General features: G+C 61.3%; 16 protein-coding genes. All 16 read right to left on the bottom strand.

The window, feature by feature from the left end; all coding sequences use genetic code 11:
• Positions 1-507 (bottom strand): rRNA maturation RNase YbeY, encoded by a 507-nt coding sequence (ybeY, locus tag QA648_RS00225; RefSeq protein WP_283048849.1) that lies wholly within the window; start codon positions 505-507, stop codon positions 1-3.
• Complete coding sequence (locus tag QA648_RS00220; RefSeq protein WP_104821838.1) at positions 507-1565, bottom strand: PhoH family protein; 1059 nt, start codon at positions 1563-1565, stop codon at positions 507-509. Before QA648_RS00220 ends, ybeY begins: the two co-directional genes overlap by 1 nt.
• A 29-nt stretch (positions 1566-1594) precedes the next feature.
• Positions 1595-3007 carry a tRNA (N6-isopentenyl adenosine(37)-C2)-methylthiotransferase MiaB gene (gene miaB, locus QA648_RS00215; RefSeq protein WP_283048847.1) on the bottom strand — a complete coding sequence of 471 codons (1413 nt, stop codon included), beginning with the start codon at positions 3005-3007 and terminating at the stop codon, positions 1595-1597.
• A 60-nt stretch (positions 3008-3067) separates the two neighbouring features.
• Positions 3068-3865, bottom strand: coding sequence for a lysophospholipid acyltransferase family protein (locus QA648_RS00210; RefSeq protein WP_283048846.1), 798 nt, complete (start codon positions 3863-3865; stop codon positions 3068-3070).
• Positions 3866-3895: 30 nt separating this feature from the next.
• A complete protein-coding gene (locus QA648_RS00205; protein ID WP_104821835.1) occupies positions 3896-4324 on the bottom strand; it encodes a Fur family transcriptional regulator in 429 nt (142 codons plus the stop codon).
• A gap of 38 nt (positions 4325-4362) precedes the next feature.
• Positions 4363-4857, bottom strand: coding sequence for an N-acetyltransferase (locus QA648_RS00200; RefSeq protein ID WP_283048844.1), 495 nt, complete (start codon positions 4855-4857; stop codon positions 4363-4365).
• A 2-nt stretch (positions 4858-4859) separates the two neighbouring features.
• Entirely contained in the window at positions 4860-5516 is a 657-nt protein-coding gene (gene tsaB / locus QA648_RS00195) for a tRNA (adenosine(37)-N6)-threonylcarbamoyltransferase complex dimerization subunit type 1 TsaB (RefSeq protein ID WP_283048842.1), read from the bottom strand.
• Between the two features lie 124 nt (positions 5517-5640).
• On the bottom strand, positions 5641-6207 hold the full coding sequence (locus tag QA648_RS00190) for a NifU family protein (protein ID WP_283048840.1): 567 nt from the start codon (positions 6205-6207) through the stop codon (positions 5641-5643).
• A gap of 133 nt (positions 6208-6340) precedes the next feature.
• On the bottom strand, positions 6341-6832 hold the full coding sequence (locus QA648_RS00185; protein ID WP_104821831.1) for a universal stress protein: 492 nt from the start codon (positions 6830-6832) through the stop codon (positions 6341-6343).
• A 68-nt stretch (positions 6833-6900) separates the two neighbouring features.
• Positions 6901-7743 (bottom strand): PhzF family phenazine biosynthesis protein, encoded by an 843-nt coding sequence (locus tag QA648_RS00180; RefSeq protein WP_283048837.1) that lies wholly within the window; start codon positions 7741-7743, stop codon positions 6901-6903.
• A 72-nt stretch (positions 7744-7815) separates the two neighbouring features.
• Positions 7816-8880: a tryptophan--tRNA ligase gene (gene trpS / locus QA648_RS00175; RefSeq protein ID WP_104821829.1), complete on the bottom strand. Its 1065-nt coding sequence runs from the start codon at positions 8878-8880 to the stop codon at positions 7816-7818.
• 111 nt (positions 8881-8991) lie between these two features.
• A complete protein-coding gene (locus tag QA648_RS00170) occupies positions 8992-9384 on the bottom strand; it encodes a VOC family protein (protein WP_283048834.1) in 393 nt (130 codons plus the stop codon).
• Between the two features lie 83 nt (positions 9385-9467).
• Positions 9468-11057: a murein biosynthesis integral membrane protein MurJ gene (gene murJ, locus QA648_RS00165; RefSeq protein ID WP_104821827.1), complete on the bottom strand. Its 1590-nt coding sequence runs from the start codon at positions 11055-11057 to the stop codon at positions 9468-9470.
• Positions 11054-13969 carry a [protein-PII] uridylyltransferase gene (locus tag QA648_RS00160; RefSeq protein ID WP_104821826.1) on the bottom strand — a complete coding sequence of 972 codons (2916 nt, stop codon included), beginning with the start codon at positions 13967-13969 and terminating at the stop codon, positions 11054-11056. The genes murJ and QA648_RS00160 overlap by 4 nt, the downstream gene beginning before the upstream one ends.
• Before the next feature lie 156 nt (positions 13970-14125).
• Positions 14126-14419 (bottom strand): hypothetical protein, encoded by a 294-nt coding sequence (locus tag QA648_RS00155; protein ID WP_104821825.1) that lies wholly within the window; start codon positions 14417-14419, stop codon positions 14126-14128.
• A gap of 22 nt (positions 14420-14441) precedes the next feature.
• Positions 14442-17099: a DNA mismatch repair protein MutS gene (gene mutS, locus QA648_RS00150; RefSeq protein WP_283051434.1), complete on the bottom strand. Its 2658-nt coding sequence runs from the start codon at positions 17097-17099 to the stop codon at positions 14442-14444.
• Positions 17100-17176 lie beyond the last annotated feature (77 nt).

Below are 17176 nucleotides of genomic sequence, written 5' to 3'. Positions count from 1 at the left end.
TCAAATGGGGTCCTGCCCCGCATAGGGATCAGATAGGCCAAGCTCCGCCAAAATGCGAGTCTCCAGCCCCTCCATTATTTCGGCTTCGCTATTATTCATATGGTCGTAGCCGAAGAGATGCAAGAAACCATGCACCATCAAATGGGTCAGATGGTCATCAAAACTCTTTTCCAGCTCGACCGCCTCGCGCTCCACCGTCTCTTTGGCGATGATGATATCGCCGAGCATCGGGCCGGGTCTGCCGCCCGGCGCCAGCGGAAAAGCGGGGAACGACAGGACATTGGTCGCCTTGTCCTGCTCGCGCCATTCCGCATTGATCTCCCGGATCGAGGCATCGTCGGTGAAGACCAGCGACAATTCCGGCGCCATTTTCGGAAAAGGCTGTTTCTCGTATTTTTCGAGATAGGCCGCAGCCGCGCCCAACACGCGCTCGGCCAGGGCCTGCAATGCCTCTTCCGGGGGCCAGCCGCCCTCTTCGACGCTGATCTGTATGTCGAGATCGGCCATCAGATCTGCGGATCGGCCTCACCACCAGCGACGGGGGCGAGGTAGTTCGAGTCGTAAGCCCTGACGATGCGCGCCACCAAGGGATGACGGACGACGTCTGTGTCCTTGAAGCGCACGATGGTTATACCTTCGACGTCGTTCAGGAGCTGCAAGGCCTCCACCAGGCCGGATTTGACACCGCGCGGCAGGTCGATCTGGCTGGGGTCGCCGGTGATGATCATGCGCGAATTCTCACCGAGACGCGTCAGGAACATCTTCATCTGCATCGAGGTGGTATTCTGCGCCTCGTCGAGGATGACGGCGGCGTTGGCAAGCGTGCGACCACGCATGAAGGCGAGCGGAGCGATTTCGATGACGCCAGCGGTGATGGCGCGTTCGACCTTGTCGCCCGGCATCATGTCGTAGAGCGCATCATAGAGCGGGCGGAGATAGGGGTCGACCTTCTCCTTCATATCGCCGGGCAGGAAGCCAAGACGCTCGCCGGCTTCGACGGCCGGGCGCGACAGGATGATCTTCTCGACCGCGCCGCGCTCCAAAAGCTGAGCGGCGTGGGCAACGGCGAGATAGGTCTTGCCCGTACCGGCCGGACCGACGCCGAAAACCATCTCGGAACGGTCCATCGCCCTAATATAGGCGTCCTGCGTCGGCGTGCGCGCGATGATCGTCTTCTTGCGCGTCGAAATCTGCGCCATCGTCAGCTTGGCTTTTTTCTCCATCGTCGGCAGCGTCAGTTGGTCATCGGCGGCAACCGCCATGCGGATTGCTCCTTCCACGTCGGAGCGCTCCACATTCCCACCTTTCTGCAGCTTGTCATAGAGATAATCGAGCGTGCGGCGCGCCTGGTTGGTGGCCAGCACATCACCCGTGATGATGACGGAATTGCCGCGTGCGCGTGCGTCGATGCCCAGACGCTCTTCGAGCAGCTTCAAATTCTGATCGAACTGTCCGAAAAGTTCGCTGGCGAACCGATTGTTCTCGAACGTCAGGATGAAGTGATTGGCGTCGCTCGCGGTGCGTGGCTGGCGCGATGAAGAAGAAACCAATTCCTGTCCGTTCAAGCGGTCCGGCTCCTTTGCCTGTCCGGAACCTAAAGCAACTCAGCAAAAAGGCTGTTCGTGCTGGTTCCGGTGATTCGTACATTGATAATGTCACCGATTTGCGATGCTTTTGCATCAACATTCACAGATTGCAGCCAAGGAGATCGGCCGATCAACTGACCCGGCATGCGGCCCGGCTTCTCCAGCAGTATATCGACCACCTTGCCGACACAGGCGTCAGCGAAAGCGTGCTGCTGCTTCAAAAGCAGCGCCTGCAATCGTTCCAGTCGTTCCGCCTTGATCTCTTCCGGCACTTGGCCCTTCAATTCCGCACCCGGCGTTCCAGGGCGCGTCGAATATTTAAACGAGAAGGCTTGCGCATAGTTCACCTCCTCCACAAGACGAAGTGTATCCGCAAAATCCTGCTCTGTCTCCCCCGGGAAACCGACAATGAAATCACCCGAAAGGGCGATATCCGGCCGTGCCGCACGGATTTTTTCGATCAAAGCGAGATATTCCGCCGCCGTGTGCCGCCGATTCATCGCTTTGAGGATGCGGTCGGAACCGGATTGAACCGGCAGATGGAGATAGGGCATCAAGGTGCGCAAATCGCGATGGGCCGCAATCAACCGGTCGTCCATGTCGCGCGGATGGCTGGTGGTATAGCGCAGCCGGGCAAGGCCCGGGATTTCAGCCAGCCGGTAAAGCAGATCGCCAAGGCTCCAGGCTTCACCCTTCGGCCCGGTTCCGTGCCAGGCATTGACATTCTGGCCAAGCAGCGTGATTTCGCGCACTCCGCCATCCACAAGTTTTTGCGCTTCCTCGACGATCTGAGCGACCGGACGGGAGACTTCGGAGCCGCGCGTATAGGGAACGACGCAGAAGGTGCAGAACTTATCGCAGCCCTCCTGCACGGTCAGAAAGGCGGTGACACCTCGGGCGCGAATTTTGGTGCTCTCGGCGATCGGCAGATGTTCGAACTTGTCTTCGATCGCATATTCCGTATCGACCACGCGCTCGCCTTCCTTGGCGCGGCGCAGCGCGTCCGGCAGGCGATGATAGGTCTGCGGGCCGATGACGACGTCGACAGCGGGCGCGCGGCGGAGGATTTCCTCGCCCTCGGCCTGGGCGACGCAGCCGGTGACGCCGATCATCAGGTCGCGGCCATCGGCGGCCTTGCGCTTCTTCATCTCGCGCAGGCGCCCGAGTGCCGAATAAACCTTTTCAGCCGCCTTTTCGCGGATGTGGCAAGTGTTCAGCAGGACGAGATCGGCTTCTTCCATATCCTCAGTCGTCTCATAGCCATCGCGGGCGAGCGCATCGCTCATCCGTGTCGAGTCGTAGACATTCATCTGGCAGCCGTAGGTCTTGATGAAAACCTTACGGCTGTTGGAGCCATCGCGCATCCCAATCTCTAAAACATTGGGCTGCGGGGCGTCGAGAAGTGCACTGTCCTTGGTCATGGCCGCTATGTAGTGGCTTTTGCTTCCTGAGAAAATGAAAAAGTTAAAATCGCCGGAATATCAGGCGATCTCGCGGCCGAGCAGCCGGCTCGCCAGCATGGTGCGGATGCGCCGCGCCACGGTGGCGCTGACCTCCTTGCGGTTGGTATCGGCACGATAATCCACCGCCTCGCCGAAGCAGACGTCGACATCGATGGCCCCGCAGGCAAAGATGCCCTTCAGATGCGGCACGAGCTCGATGTCACCAGGCCAAGCCGCGATAGGGCGATAATAACGGCCCATGGCGACGCCATGAACCCGGGTATAGGCAACCGCGACCGGCTGGACGTGAACGACGGCATCCGGCGTCTTCGGCAAAGCGGCGGCGGCTGCGCCGAACAACGAGGATTTGACCTCGAGCAGACGGTTGCCGTCCGAGGTCGTGCCTTCCGGAAACAGCACCATGATCTCGCCATCGGCCATGCGCTCGGCGATCTCGCTCACCTGGTCGCCGGTCTTGCGCTTCTGCTCGCGTTCGATGAACACGCTCTTCTGCCATTGGGCGAAGAGTCCGAAGATCGGCCAGTCCCGCACTTCCGATTTTGCGATGAAGGCGACGTCGGCAACTGCGGAAAGCACCAGAATATCGAGCCAGGAAGCGTGGTTCGCAGCCAGCATCAGCGGCCGGCGACGCTCAAGCTCTCCGACAATGTGGATGCGGACGCCAAGGCAATGGCAAATGATGCGATGCCAGTAGCGCGGCAGATAGCGTCTGAGCTTCCAGTCGAAGCGCAGGCAAAGAATCTGCAGCGGCAGCAAGACGAGGCTGACAACGCAGATGACGAAGACGGCACAGCCGACGCGCAGCCAGGTTATCAAATCATCCGCTCCCGCACGACCGCCGCCACTTCAGCGTTCGTCCTTGTTCAGCGGAATACCGTAGAGCTCCAGCCGATGGTCGACGAGCTTGAAACCGTGTTCGCGGGCAATGCGCTCCTGCAGCGCCTCGATCTCCGGCGAGTGGAATTCGATCACTTCGCCGCTCTTCAGGTCGATCAGGTGATCGTGATGCTCTTCCGGCACGGTCTCGTAACGCGAACGCCCGTCACGGAAGTCATGGCGCTCGATGATGCCAGCATCCTCGAAAAGCTTTACGGTGCGATAAACCGTCGAAATCGAGATCTTCGCATCCACCTTCACAGAGCGGCGGTGCAGCTCTTCGACATCGGGATGATCCTCCGAACTCTCGATGATGCGCGCAATGACCCGCCGTTGCTCCGTCATGCGCATGCCGCGCTCGGCGCAAAGCTCCTCAAGGGATTTTACGGGATCGGTCATTGAATACGGTCTTCGGTCTATTCGTCTAGGACAACGGACTAGCGAAGAACACGACGCATGACAAGCGCCGTCGATTTCGCGCCGTTTTCGTCGACATAATAGGCCTTGCGTTCGCCGACCGTTTCGAAACCGAGCTTGCGGTAGAGACCGAGCGCCGGCTGATTGCCGCCATCGACCTCCAGGAACATGGTTTCGCCGCCGCGGTTGCGCGCCTCGCGCAACGCCGCCTGCATCAGCCGCCAGCCGAGGCCGGAGCGGCCAAGTTTGGCGTTGACGGCAACTGTCAGGATTTCCGCTTCACCCGCCGCCTGGCGCGCCAGAACGAAGCCCGGAAGCGGTTTTTTCAGGATGGCGTTGGTCTGGCGCGCGACAAAGCCGAAGGTCGTGTCCTGCGACAGGAGATTTTGAAACTCGCTATCGTCCCAAACCCGTGAAAACCGTTCGCCATGCAGCGCAGCCACCTCGGCACAATCCTGCAACTGCATCGGAACGATCTCGTATTCGGCTTTCAGGGTGAGATAGGATTCCAGCATGATTATACCCTGGCGACTGCGTACCCTGCCTGCGGTCTGGCGTCGGGTCCGCGAAGATAAAGCGGCTTCGGCTTTTCGCTGACAGGTTTGGCAGCGCCCAGCCGGGCGACGGTGGCAATCGGAAAAGCATCCGGCCGCGCCGCCGGCGGAGAGTCGCTGAGCCGGGCAACAGCCGAGCCGGTGACGACACCGTCGAAAGCATCTGATATCGCACGCGCTTCATCGATCGTCACGGCGCGCGCCTCATCCAGCGGATGGCCATCGGCATCGAAGGACTGGAGATAGATCTCCTCGCGCTTGGCGTCGATTGCGGCCAGAACCGATTTACCCGGATTCGTTTCCCGAGCGGCGGCGGCCATGACCTCGAGGGTCGTGACGCCAACGGCGGGAATGTTCAGGGAAAGCGCGAAACCGCGGGCGGCTGCAACGCCAATGCGGATGCCGGTGAACGAGCCGGGACCGACGGTCACGACCACACGCTCCACTGCCGCGAGCGCTATATCGGCTTCAGCCAGCGCCCGGTCGACAACATCCATCAAATGTTCGGCATGCCCTCGCCCGATCGTTTCCGTGACCTCCCCAATCACAGAATCACTGCCGCTATCATACACAGCGGCAGCACAATCCACACCTGCCGTGTCGAGCGCCAGTACGATCATCACAATTTTTCCGAAAAGGCCAAACTTGAAGTGCAGTGAATCAGCTTCAAACCGTCACTGCACTCCAAAATCTGTTTTTGCACAATCTTATCCAAAAACCGCTGCGCATGTTTGGGGACCATGCTTAGACGGCTTCGACTTCCTGCACTTCCGGGACGAAATGGCGCAGCAGATTCTGTATGCCATGCTTCAACGTCGCGGTAGACGACGGGCAACCGGAGCAGGATCCCTTCATGTTGAGGTAGACCTTGCCGTCACGAAAGCCGCGGAAGGTGATATCGCCGCCATCCTGGGCAACAGCCGGACGAACGCGGGTCTCGAGCAATTCCTTGATGGTCAGCACGATTGATTCGTCGCCTTCATCGAAGAACTCACCGCCGGCATCCTGCGCTTCGGAAAGAACCGAGCTTTCGCCCATGACCGGCTTGCCGGACATGAAATGCTCCATGATCGAACCGAGGATGGCGGGCTTCAGATGCTGCCATTCCTGGTTCTCCTTGGAGACGGAGATGAAGTCGTAGCCGAAATAGACGCCGCTGACGCCGGGTACATCGAAGATGCGGGCAGCGAGCGGCGAGGCTTCCGCTTCTTCGGCGTTGCGGAATTCGGCCGTGCCGCTTTCCATCACCACCTTGCCCGGCAGGAACTTCAGAGTTGCGGGGTTCGGCGTCGCTTCGGTCTGAATGAACATCTTGATCTCCATGCGGCGAGACCGAAGCCCCGTACCACGTCTGTCGTGTCCGACTTTAGAATATTTCAAAAGAAAATAGGCTTTTTGGCCGCGCTATTCAAGAGACTGATTCTCAAGAATTAGGCCCAAAAACTTAGCTCAGCGCGTCGATTTCCTCGTTCGTCAGCGTATCGGGCAGCACCGTCACGGGGATCGGAAAGGCCGCGGCACGCCCGGCGATCGAAGACACCAGCGGTCCCGGCCCTTCCTTGGCCGAACCAGCGGCGAGAACGAGCAACGCGATATCCCGGTCTTCCTCGATCACTGCATTGATCTGCTCGGCGGCCGCCCCTTCGCGAATGACGATCTCCGGATCGATGCCGATATTTTCACGCACGATCTGCGCCGCCTTGGCCGTTGCCGCCTCGGCCTCCTCGCGCGCTTCGGCCCGCATGATCTCCTCGACGCCCAGCCACTGCTGGAAATCGCCTTCGGGGATCACAAAGAGGAGCACAAGGCCGCCGTTGGAATTCTTGGCGCGCCGGCCGGCATAATGGACGGCACGCTGGCATTCAGGGGTGCCGTCGATGACCGCCATGAACTTGCGGCGGTGACCTTCGAGCCGTGAGAGACGTTTTGATACCATAGGCTCAAGTCTGACATCGAAATCCGTGCCATGGCAAGCCCCGTTTTGAACCCGGTGACGGATGCCGCTCAGCCGGCTTTTGGGTCCATAAGCCTCGCCTCACCTGATACTCGGATGGAGCTTCCAACTGCGGCCGGGATATCGGCACGCAGGCGAGAACGCATTCCCATATCCTCACCCTGGATGATGTCGATGGCCCCGCCATGCGGCCAGGCAATGTCGCGCAGATATCCAGCGAGGGCTGCGGTTGCAGCGCCGGTCGCAGGGTCTTCATAGACCCCGCCCGACGCGAAGGCATTGCGGGTATGGAAGAGTTGCGGCGTTTCGGCGTAGGCGAGCAGGATCGTGATCCAACCTTCGCGGATCATCAAAGTGCGCCCCGCATCGAGATCGTAGGTCATTGCGGCAAGCGCCCCGCGGGATTTCAGGGCCAGCATGAAGTGATCGGCACCGCCATGAATAAGCGCGGGTGGAATGGCCGGGTCCAGATCGTCGGTCGAATATCCGAACAATGCCAGCACCTCCGACAGCAATTCAGGCGTTGGCGCCTTGCTTCGCGTGGGCGGCGATTGCAGGGCCGCCGTGAGGACGCCACCATTTCGGTGCCCCTCGACAGTGATATTGGCCTGATTGAGCGCGAGCGCAAAAATCCCGTCGCCCTCCCGCAACGCAAGGGCCGCTCCAAGGGCGATCGTCGCGTGACCGCAGAATGGAACTTCCGATTCTGGAGAGAAATAACGCACCCTCCAGCCCTGCCCTTCCGGGCAGGCGAAAGCGGTCTCGGAGAAACCGACGTCGGCCGCGATGCGCTGCATCTCAGCGGCATCGGGCAGGACATCGGCAATCAACACACCGGCGGGATTGCCGCCGGCTCCGTCTTCCGAAAAGGAGGCAATCCGCAAGATAGTCAAGGTCGGCCCATCCGTTCGCTAGCCTTGGCGCGCCGCAGCGGCCGCGCGCCAACCGATAAGAGACCAAAAGGCTCAGTAGATAAAGCCGATGATGTCGCGGACCTGCTTCATCGTCACTTCGGCGCGGGCTCTCGCACGGTTGCCGCCGTCGCGCAGGATGGCATCGATATGGCCGGGATCGGCCATCAGGCGGCGCATTTCGCCGGTGATCGGCGAGAGCACATGTACGGCAAGATCGACCAGTGCCGGCTTGAAGACGGAGAACTGCTGGCCGCCGAATTCCGAAAGAATGTCCGCCTTCGACCTGTCAGCAAGGGCTGCATAGATGCCGACGAGATTGTCGGCTTCCGGCCGGCCGGCAAGGCCTGCGATCTCGCTCGGCAAGCCATCCGGATCAGTCTTGGCCTTGCGGATCTTCTTCGAGATGTTTTCTTCGTCGTCGAGAAGATTGATGCGCGACAGGTCGGACGCATCCGATTTCGACATCTTCTTGGTGCCGTCGCGCAGCGACATGACGCGCGGCGCCGGGCCATCGATCAGCGGCTCGACCATCGGAAAATAGGCATGTACCGGCTCGTCACCGACAGTGATGTCAATGCCGTAGCCTGAGCGGCGGATATGCTCCATGTAGTCCAGATTGAACTTCATGGCGATGTCGCGGGTCAGTTCCAGATGCTGCTTCTGGTCGTCGCCGACCGGCACGTGCGTCGCGCGGTAGACGAGAATGTCGGCCGCCATCAGGCTCGGATAGGCATAGAGGCCGAGGGAGGCCTGCTCGCGGTCCTTGCCGGCCTTGTCCTTGAACTGCGTCATGCGGTTCATCCAGCCGATGCGGGCGACGCAGTTGAAGATCCAGGCAAGCTCGGCATGCTGCGGCACGGCGGACTGGTTGAAGACGATATGCTTTTCCGGGTCGATGCCGGCGGCAAGGAAGGCGGCGGTGATCGAACGGATCTGGCCCGGCATGTCCTCATGCACGAGTTGGGCAGTCAGCGCATGCATGTCGACGACGCAGTAAATGCAGTCGTTGTTGGCCTGCAGGGCCACGAACTTGCGGATTGCGCCGAGATAGTTGCCGAGATGGAGATTGCCGGTCGGCTGGACGCCGGAGAATACGAGCGGCTTGAATTCGGTCATGTCGTCCTCAAAAGGCTTGTGGAGGGCCCGGGCGAGCGGCGCTCGACCCTTGGTTTCGAGCGGCTTATGCACGGCAGAAAGGCGGGGATCAAGAGGATATCTGGCAGAGTCTCAGGAAGAATGCTGGATCAGATCCCAGGTGTTGCCATAGGGATCGGCAAAGACCGCCACCGTGCCATAGACCTCGCGGCGCGGCTCCTCCAGAAAGCGCACGCCCTTTTCCTTCATCGCGGCATGATCACGAACGAAATCATCTGTCTTGAGGAAGAAGCCGACGCGGCCGCCGGTCTGGTTGCCGACTGCGGCACGCTGCGTTTCGTCGGCGGCCTGGGCCAGCAGCAATGCGGTGCCCTCGCCGCCTTTTGGCTTGACGACGACCCAGCGCTTGCCCTCCGGCTGCACCTCGTCCTGCAGGCAATCGAAGCCGAGCGCATCGCAATAGAAGGCCTTGGCGCGATCGTAGTCGTCGATGACGAGGGTGACGAGAAAGAGGGATTGGGGCATGAGAAAGCTCCGCATCTGGCAAAATCGTCCCCTCGCCCCGCTTGCGGGAAGGGGTCGGGGTAAAGGAGTTTGATACTCCCCGTTCACGACCTCCGCGTCCGAAACGGCTCCGCCGGCTTGCGCTTCAAATTGCGGCGCACCATGCCCAAATCCACGCCGCCGATCAGGAAGGCGACAACGAAATACACCACCATCGCAATCAATATGAGCAAGCCCAGGACGCCGATCTTGGTGAGCAGCGTCGAGCTGGACCCCAGAAGCGGCTCCCAGCGATGAGACAAATATACGATGACGCCGCCCATGACGGCGGAGGAGACGAGCAGCATGACGGTGCGGCGCGCCAGCGACCATTCCCAGGCGAGATGTCCGCGGCGATAGAGCGTGACGAAGAGCTGTACAGCGTTCAGCCATCCGGCAACCGCCTCGGCGAGCGCAATGCCGCGTTCGGCCAGCACCGGGAAAAGCAGGATGGACAACGCCGAATTGACGAAGACGGCGACCGCCGTGTAGCGCATCGGCGATTTCGTATCTTCGCGGGCGTAAAAGCCCGGCTGCAGCGCCTTGATCAGCACGAAAGCCGGCAGGCCCAGGCCGAAGATGGCGAGGATGGAGCCGACCAGCGTCGTATTGTTCGGGTTAAAGGCGCCGCGCTCGTAAAGCACGCGGATGATATCGTCGGAGAGAAGCCAGAGGGCGACAGCGGCCGGCAGGGTCAGGAACAGCACGAATTCGATCGAGCGGTTCTGGATATTGGCGGCTTCCTTAAGGTGGCCTGACTTCAGCGAACGGGCCAGTTCCGGCAGAAGCACGATTCCGACGGCAACGCCGACGACGCCGAGCGGCAGCTGGTAGATGCGGTCTGCATATTGCAGGGCGGCGATCGCGCCTTCCTTGCCCGAGGCGATCGCCTGCCCGATCACCAGGTTGATCTGGGTGACGCCGCCGGTGATGGCCGCCGGGATGGCAAGAAGCAGGAGCCGCTTGACATTGGGCGTGAAGCGCGGAAAGCGCAGGCCGATATTGATGCCGGCATGGCGCACGCCGATATAGACGACACCCAGCTGCAGCACGCCTGCCACCAGCACCGACCAGGACAGGTACCAGGCGGTAGCCAGCGGATCGGCGCCGAAATAGATCGAGTAGAACAGCGCGCTGATCATCACCAGGTTGAGGAAGATCGGAGCCACGGCGGCGGCGAAGAAACGATGCAGCGAATTCAGCATGCCGCTCATCATCGCCGTCAGCGACATCGACATGAGATAGGGAAACATCACGGCGGCCAAGCGGACCGTCAGGTCGAATTTCTCGGCATCGTCGGCGAAACCAGGCGCGATGACCCAACGCACCAGGAGCGGCATGGACAGTTCCATGACGATGGTGATCAGCAGCAGCACCGAAAACAGGACGCCGAAGACTTCCTCGGAAAAACGCTTGGCGCCCTCGATGCCGTTCGCCTCGATCTCCTTGGCGAAGAGCGGCACGAAGGCGGCGTTGAAGGCACCCTCGGCGAAAAGGCGACGAAACAGGTTCGGAAAGCGGAAGGCGGCGTAAAACACGTCAGCCATCGGCCCCGTGCCGAGAGCGGCGGCCATCAGCGTTTCGCGGGCGAAGCCGAAGATGCGGCTGCCAAGCGTCGCGCCGCCGACGGTGATGAATTTCTTGACGAGGCTCATGCGGCTGAACCGGCTTTCTTTTCAGGATCGAGCTTTTCAACAGCGGACGAACGCGTGGCAGCGGGCGCGATAATACCGGACGGCATGCGCTCGCGTACCTCATCCTCTTCGCCAGCCATCACCGCCTTCAGACGCGCGGTGATGTTGGCTCGCTTGTTTTCGTTAGAGATTTTCTGTCCGACGAGGTCGGTCACGTAGAAGGTATCGATGACCTTTTCGCCGAAGGTGGTGATGCGCGCCGACTGGATGTCGAGCGACAGGTCTGAGAGAACCGCAGTGATTTCCGACAGGAGACCGGTGCGGTCGAGGCATTCCACTTCGATGACGGTGAACTTGTTCGACAGGCTGTTGGAGATCGTCACCGATGGCGGGATGACGAAAGCCTTGTTCTTTCGGCGGTTCTTGGTGCGGGTGGCGATGACTTCCGGCAGGCGCTTCCGGCCGGCGAGCACGTCCTCGATCATCTTGCCGATGGTACCGGCGCGCCGTAGCTCGTCCGCGTCGTCGGGGAATTCGCGGCTGACATGGATGGTGTCGAGCGCACGACCATCAGACGTCGTGAAAATCTGCGCATCGGCGATATTGGCGCCCGCGGCGGCGCAGGCGCCGGCGATCACCGTCAGAAGGCGCGGATGGTCCGGCGAGAGCACGGTGATTTCGGTGATGGCATGGAAACTGTCGGTGCGCACCATGGTCGCCAGGACCTGGCCGGATTTGTCGGTCTGGCGAATGAACTGCGTATGGCGGATCTGATCTTCCAGCGGCACGGAGAGAAGGTAGGGCTGGTAGTGCAGTTTGACGTAGGCCTTGCGGTCCTTCTGGCTCCAGTCCTCCAGCGCCTTTTCGAGCGCTTTGGCGGCGTCTTCCGCCCGCTCCTTTCGCGATACTTCCGAGAAACCGCCGGCGAGCAGCAGTTCGGTCTCGTAGTAGAGCGTACGCAGAAGCTGGCCCTTCCAGCCGTTCCATACGCCGGGACCAACGGCGCGGATGTCGCACACGGTCAAGATCAGCAGCATCTTCAGCCGGTCGAGCGACTGCACCCGGTCGGCAAAATCGATGATGGTCTTGCGGTCGGTCAGGTCGCGAGTCTGGGCGACCATCGACATGGTCAGGTGCTCGGCGATCAGCCACACCACCAGCTCCGTCTGCTTCGGCGTCAGGCCGAAACGCGGGCAAAGCTTGCGCGCCACCTTGGCGCCGGCCTCGGAGTGGTCTTCCTCGCGGCCCTTGGCAATGTCGTGCAGGAGAACGGCGACATAAAGCGCATCGCGGTCCTCGATGGTGCGTATCAGCTTGTTGGTCAGCGGATGGATATCTTCCGCATTGCCCTTGTCGATCTCAGACAGCACCTCGACGGCGCGGATCAGATGCTCGTCCACCGTATAGTGGTGATACATGTTGAACTGCATCATCGAGACGATCTTGCCGAATTCCGGGATGAAGCGGCCGAGCACGCCGGCCTCGTTCATGCGGCGCAGAATCAGCGCCGGATCGCGCTTGGAGGTCAGGATCGCCAGGAACAGGCGATTGGCCTCTTCGTTTTCGCGCAGGTCGTTGTCGATCAGGCCCAGCGAACGGGTGACGCGCTTCAGCGCGTCAGGATGAAACTCCAGTCCATGGATATCGGCAACGAAGAACAGCCGGATCAGGCTCACCGGATCGCGCTTGAAAACATCGGGATTGGCCAGCGCGATGCGGCCGCGATCCTCGACGAACTCGAGCGAACCGGGGATCTTGCGCGAGCGATGGGCGAAGCGGCTGATGACGCCGGTCAGGCCCGGCGTCGCCTTGGCCTGCTGCTCCTCCAGCGCTGCGCAGAGGATGCGAGTGAGATCGCCGACATCCTTGGCGACCAGGAAGTAGTGCTTCATGAAGCGTTCGACTGCGGAAAGACCGGGACGGGCATGATAGCCAAGCGCTTCGGCAATCTCGCGCTGGATGTCGAAGGAGAGCCGCTCCTCCGCCTTGCCGGTCAGGAAGTGCATATGGCAGCGCACGGCCCAGAGGAAATCCTCAGCCTTCTGGAAAAGGCGGTATTCCTGCTTCGACAGCACTGCGAGCTTGACGAGATCGGCCGGATCGCGGACGTGATAGTAATATTTCGAGATCCAGAACAGCGTATGCAGGTCGCGCAGGCCGCCCTTGCCTTCCTTGACGTTGGGCTCGACCAGATAGCGGGTATCACCGGCCTTGCGATGACGCTCATCGCGCTCGGCAAGCTTGGCAGCAATGAATTCAGGCCCGGTGTTGGTGACGATTTCCTTGTCGAAACGCGTTTCCAGTTCGCGCGCCAGGGGTTCGCTGCCGCAGATATAGCGCGTTTCGAGAATGGCGGTGCGCACCGTCATGTCGGATTTTGCCTGGCGCATGCATTCTTCGACGGTGCGGGTGGCGTGGCCGACCTTAAAGCCCATGTCCCATAGCATATAGAGAATGAACTCGACCGCCTTGTGCGTCTCGTCCTCGGGCTTCGGCTGGAAGAGGAAGAGAAGGTCTATGTCCGAGCCGGGTGCGAGCGTGTCGCGGCCATAGCCGCCGACAGCCGTGATCGCGAAGCTGCCTTTCTGCTTCGGATGGACGTGGCTGACCGTGAAGTCGTAGAGAACGGTGATGATCTGATCCTGCAGCCAGGAAATGCGGTGCGCGCAATTGAGCCCGCTGCCATCCTCCGAAAGCAGGAGGCGCACCTTTTCGCGGCCTTCCAGGCTGGCCTTTTTCAACAGGGCGAGAAGGGCGGCGCGCTCGTCCTTCTTGTCCTCATGGCGCTTGGCGAGGGTCTCGCATTCCGCCCTCAGCGCGGAGACGTCGAGAATGACGGGAAAATCGATGTCATGCATTACCATGCTCGGCCGACCGGGATCCTGTTCGTTGACCGCGGCCCATTGGCGGCGCGCCTGTCTTTTCGTCTGCATGCGCTATAGCCTCTTTGCCCGGCGATTGACACAGGCATTCTACGCCCGAATCCTCATATTCAGCCTAGACCAAATTTCCCGAGTGAGCGGCTTCGGGAGTTCTATCGGGCCAAAGTTGACGAAGAGTGACGGCTGTCGATGCAGAAATCGGCAGTTTTAGGGCTGCGGCATCTCAAGCGATCGTCTGAGTTCGTTGATGCTATATAATATATTTCGCGATTGGGCGCCGATCTGCGTCAACATTTCCCGTTCGCACTCCCAATAGCCCGCCTTGGCGATCCTTGAGCTGATGTCGGAAATCCGGCTGCAGGACAGGGCTATGTTGAGAAGCCCGCGGTCGGATTCGCAGTCCGGCGCGTCGCCCTCGCCGCAGATCTTGCCGCGGGCGGCGATCGGAGAAAAACGCTCGGCCAGAATGCGGACCTCGGCGAGAAGATGTTCGATATGCATCGGGTTATCCTTTGAAATCGCCTCAGCCGGCCTTGTTCAGGGTCTTTTTCAGTTCGTAAAGCGCGTCGAGCGCGGCGCGCGGCGTCAGATCGTCAAGATCGAGCGCCTTCAGCGCTTCTTCTACCTTGGACGGTCCTCGCCGGCCAGCCACTTCCTCGCGGCGGACGGCGACCTGGAAGAGTGGCAGGTCGTCGATCAACTGGCTCGCAGGGTTCTTCCGGTCGGCATCTTCCAGGCGCGTCAGAACGTCGCGGGCGCGCGCCACCACCGAAGCCGGCAGGCCGGCGAGCCGCGCCACTTGAATGCCATAGGAGCGATCGGCAGCGCCCGGCCCGACCTCGTGCAGGAAAATCACGTCGCCATCCCACTCCTTGACGCGCATCGTGGCATTCGACAATCGTCCGAGCTTTTCCGACAACACCGTCAGCTCGTGAAAATGGGTGGCGAAGAGACCGCGGCATCTGTTCGCTTCGTGCAGGTGCTCGACCGCCGCCCAGGCGATGGAGAGACCGTCGAACGTCGCGGTGCCGCGGCCGATTTCATCGAGGATGACGAGCGACCGGGCGGTCGCCTGGTTGAGGATCGCCGCCGTTTCGACCATCTCGACCATGAAGGTGGAGCGGCCACGCGCCAGATCGTCCGAAGCGCCGACGCGCGAGAACAGCCGGTCGACAATGCCGATATGGGCGGAGGCGGCGGGCACAAACGACCCCATCTGCGCAAGGACGGCAATCAGCGCGTTCTGGCGAAGAAAAGTCGATTTACCGCCCATGTTCGGGCCGGTCAGCAGCCAGATCGCGCCATCCTTGCCATCCGCCGTCGGCGACAGGTCGCAATTATTGGCGACGAAGGGGCCACTCGCCTGGCGGCGCAATGCCTGTTCGACCACGGGATGGCGGCCGCCGCCAATCGCAAACATCCGGCTGTCGTCGACCAGCGGCCGGCAATAGCCCTGTTCCTCGGCAAGCAATGCCAGCCCGGTCGCGACATCGATTACCGATAGCGCGCGGGCACCGGCTTTGATCGCCTCCGCCTCGGCGACGACGGCTGCGACCATACGGTCGAAGGCCGCCAGCTCGATCGCAAGCGCCTTGTCGGCGGCATTGGCGATGCGGCTTTCGAGATCGGCAAGCTCGGTCGTAGTGAAGCGCATGGCGTTGGCCATGGTCTGGCGATGGATGAAGCGCGCCTTAGCTTCGCCGCTGTCGGTCATCGGCCCGGCATTGCCGGCCGTGACCTCGATGAAGTATCCGAGCACGTTGTTGTGCTTGATCTTCAGCGATTTGATGCCGGTTTCCTCGGCATATTGCAGTTGCAATCCGGCAATGACCCGGCGCGACTGGTCGCGCAGCGCCCGGACCTCATCCAGCTCGGCATTCGCCCCTTCCCGCAGGAACCCGCCGTCGCGTTTCAAGAGCGGCAATTCATCGGCGAGCATGCCGGCAAGTAGCACTTCGAGATCGGCGGGCAAGGCGCGGAGCCCGGCAAGTGCTGTTCCCAGCTCCTCGGGAAGCAACGCAGCCACTAGCAGATCGGCAACGCCGGCCGCCACAGCGAGGCCCTGGCGGATCGCCCAGAGATCGCGCGGGCCGCCGCGGTCGAGCGCCAGGCGCGACAATGCGCGCGGCATGTCCGGCACGTGTTTCAGCGCTATCCTGAGATCGCTGCAGAGCGAAGGCTCTTCAGAAAGGAAGCCGATCGAATCCAGTCGTTCATTGATGCGCGCCGGATCGGTCAGCGGCGACATCAGCCGCTCGGCAAGTAGACGCGCACCGCCGCCAGTCACGGTCCGGTCGATCGCCCGCAAAAGCGAGCCGTTGCGGTCGCCGGAAAGCGTGCGCACCAGTTCGAGATTGGCGCGGGTGGCGGGATCGATGAACAATGTCGACGCGCCGCTTTCGCGCTCCGGCAGCCCAAGTGGCGGCCGCTCGGAGATCTGCGTCTTCTCGACATAGGCAATGGCGGCGGCGGCAGCGGCAAGTTCGGCGCGCGTAAAGGAGCCGAAACCGTCCAGCGTCGAAACACCGAAATATCTGGTAATGCGGCCCTCGGCGCTGGCGCTGTCGAAAAGGACGGCCGGTTGCGGCACAGCCGTGCGGCCGAGCACATCGAAGGCCGGCTTCAGCTCGGGATCGTGGAATATCGTATCCGGCAGGATCAGTTCGCGCGGATCGATGCGCAGGATATCGGCGAGCAGCCGCGAGGCCTCCGTCTCTGCCAGACGGAAAACGCCGGTCGAAATATCGATCCAGGCGAGCGCCAGTTGCGGCTCCGAGCCGCCGCGAATGCGGGCGAGCGCCATCAGATAGTTGGATTCCGAGGGCGATAGCAGCTTTTCCTCGGTGATCGTGCCCGGCGTTACCAGGCGCACGACATCGCGCCGGACCACCGATTTGCCGCCGCGCTTCTTCGCCTCCGCCGGATCCTCCACCTGTTCGCAGACGGCAACGCGGAAACCCAGCGAAATCAGCTTCTGCAGATAGTCGTCGGCGGCATGCACCGGCACGCCGCACATCGGAATATCCTGACCCATATGCTGGCCGCGCTTGGTGAGCGTGATGCCGAGCGCGCGCGACGCATCAACAGCGTCTTCGAAAAACAGCTCGTAGAAATCGCCCATGCGATAGAACAAAAGCGAACCGGGATTGTTCGCCTTGATCTCGATATATTGCTCCATCATCGGCGTCGCCGAAGCGCGGCTTTCCTCCGAGGCAAGCTCGGCGGTCGAGAAAGCATCGATGCTGGCAATTATTCGTT

Origin of the sequence: Rhizobium sp. CB3171 (assembly GCF_029714265.1) — a bacterium.
Taxonomy (GTDB): domain Bacteria; phylum Pseudomonadota; class Alphaproteobacteria; order Rhizobiales; family Rhizobiaceae; genus Rhizobium.
Note: the sequence above shows the minus strand (reverse complement) of the source record. Positions and strands in the feature narration are given on the sequence as shown.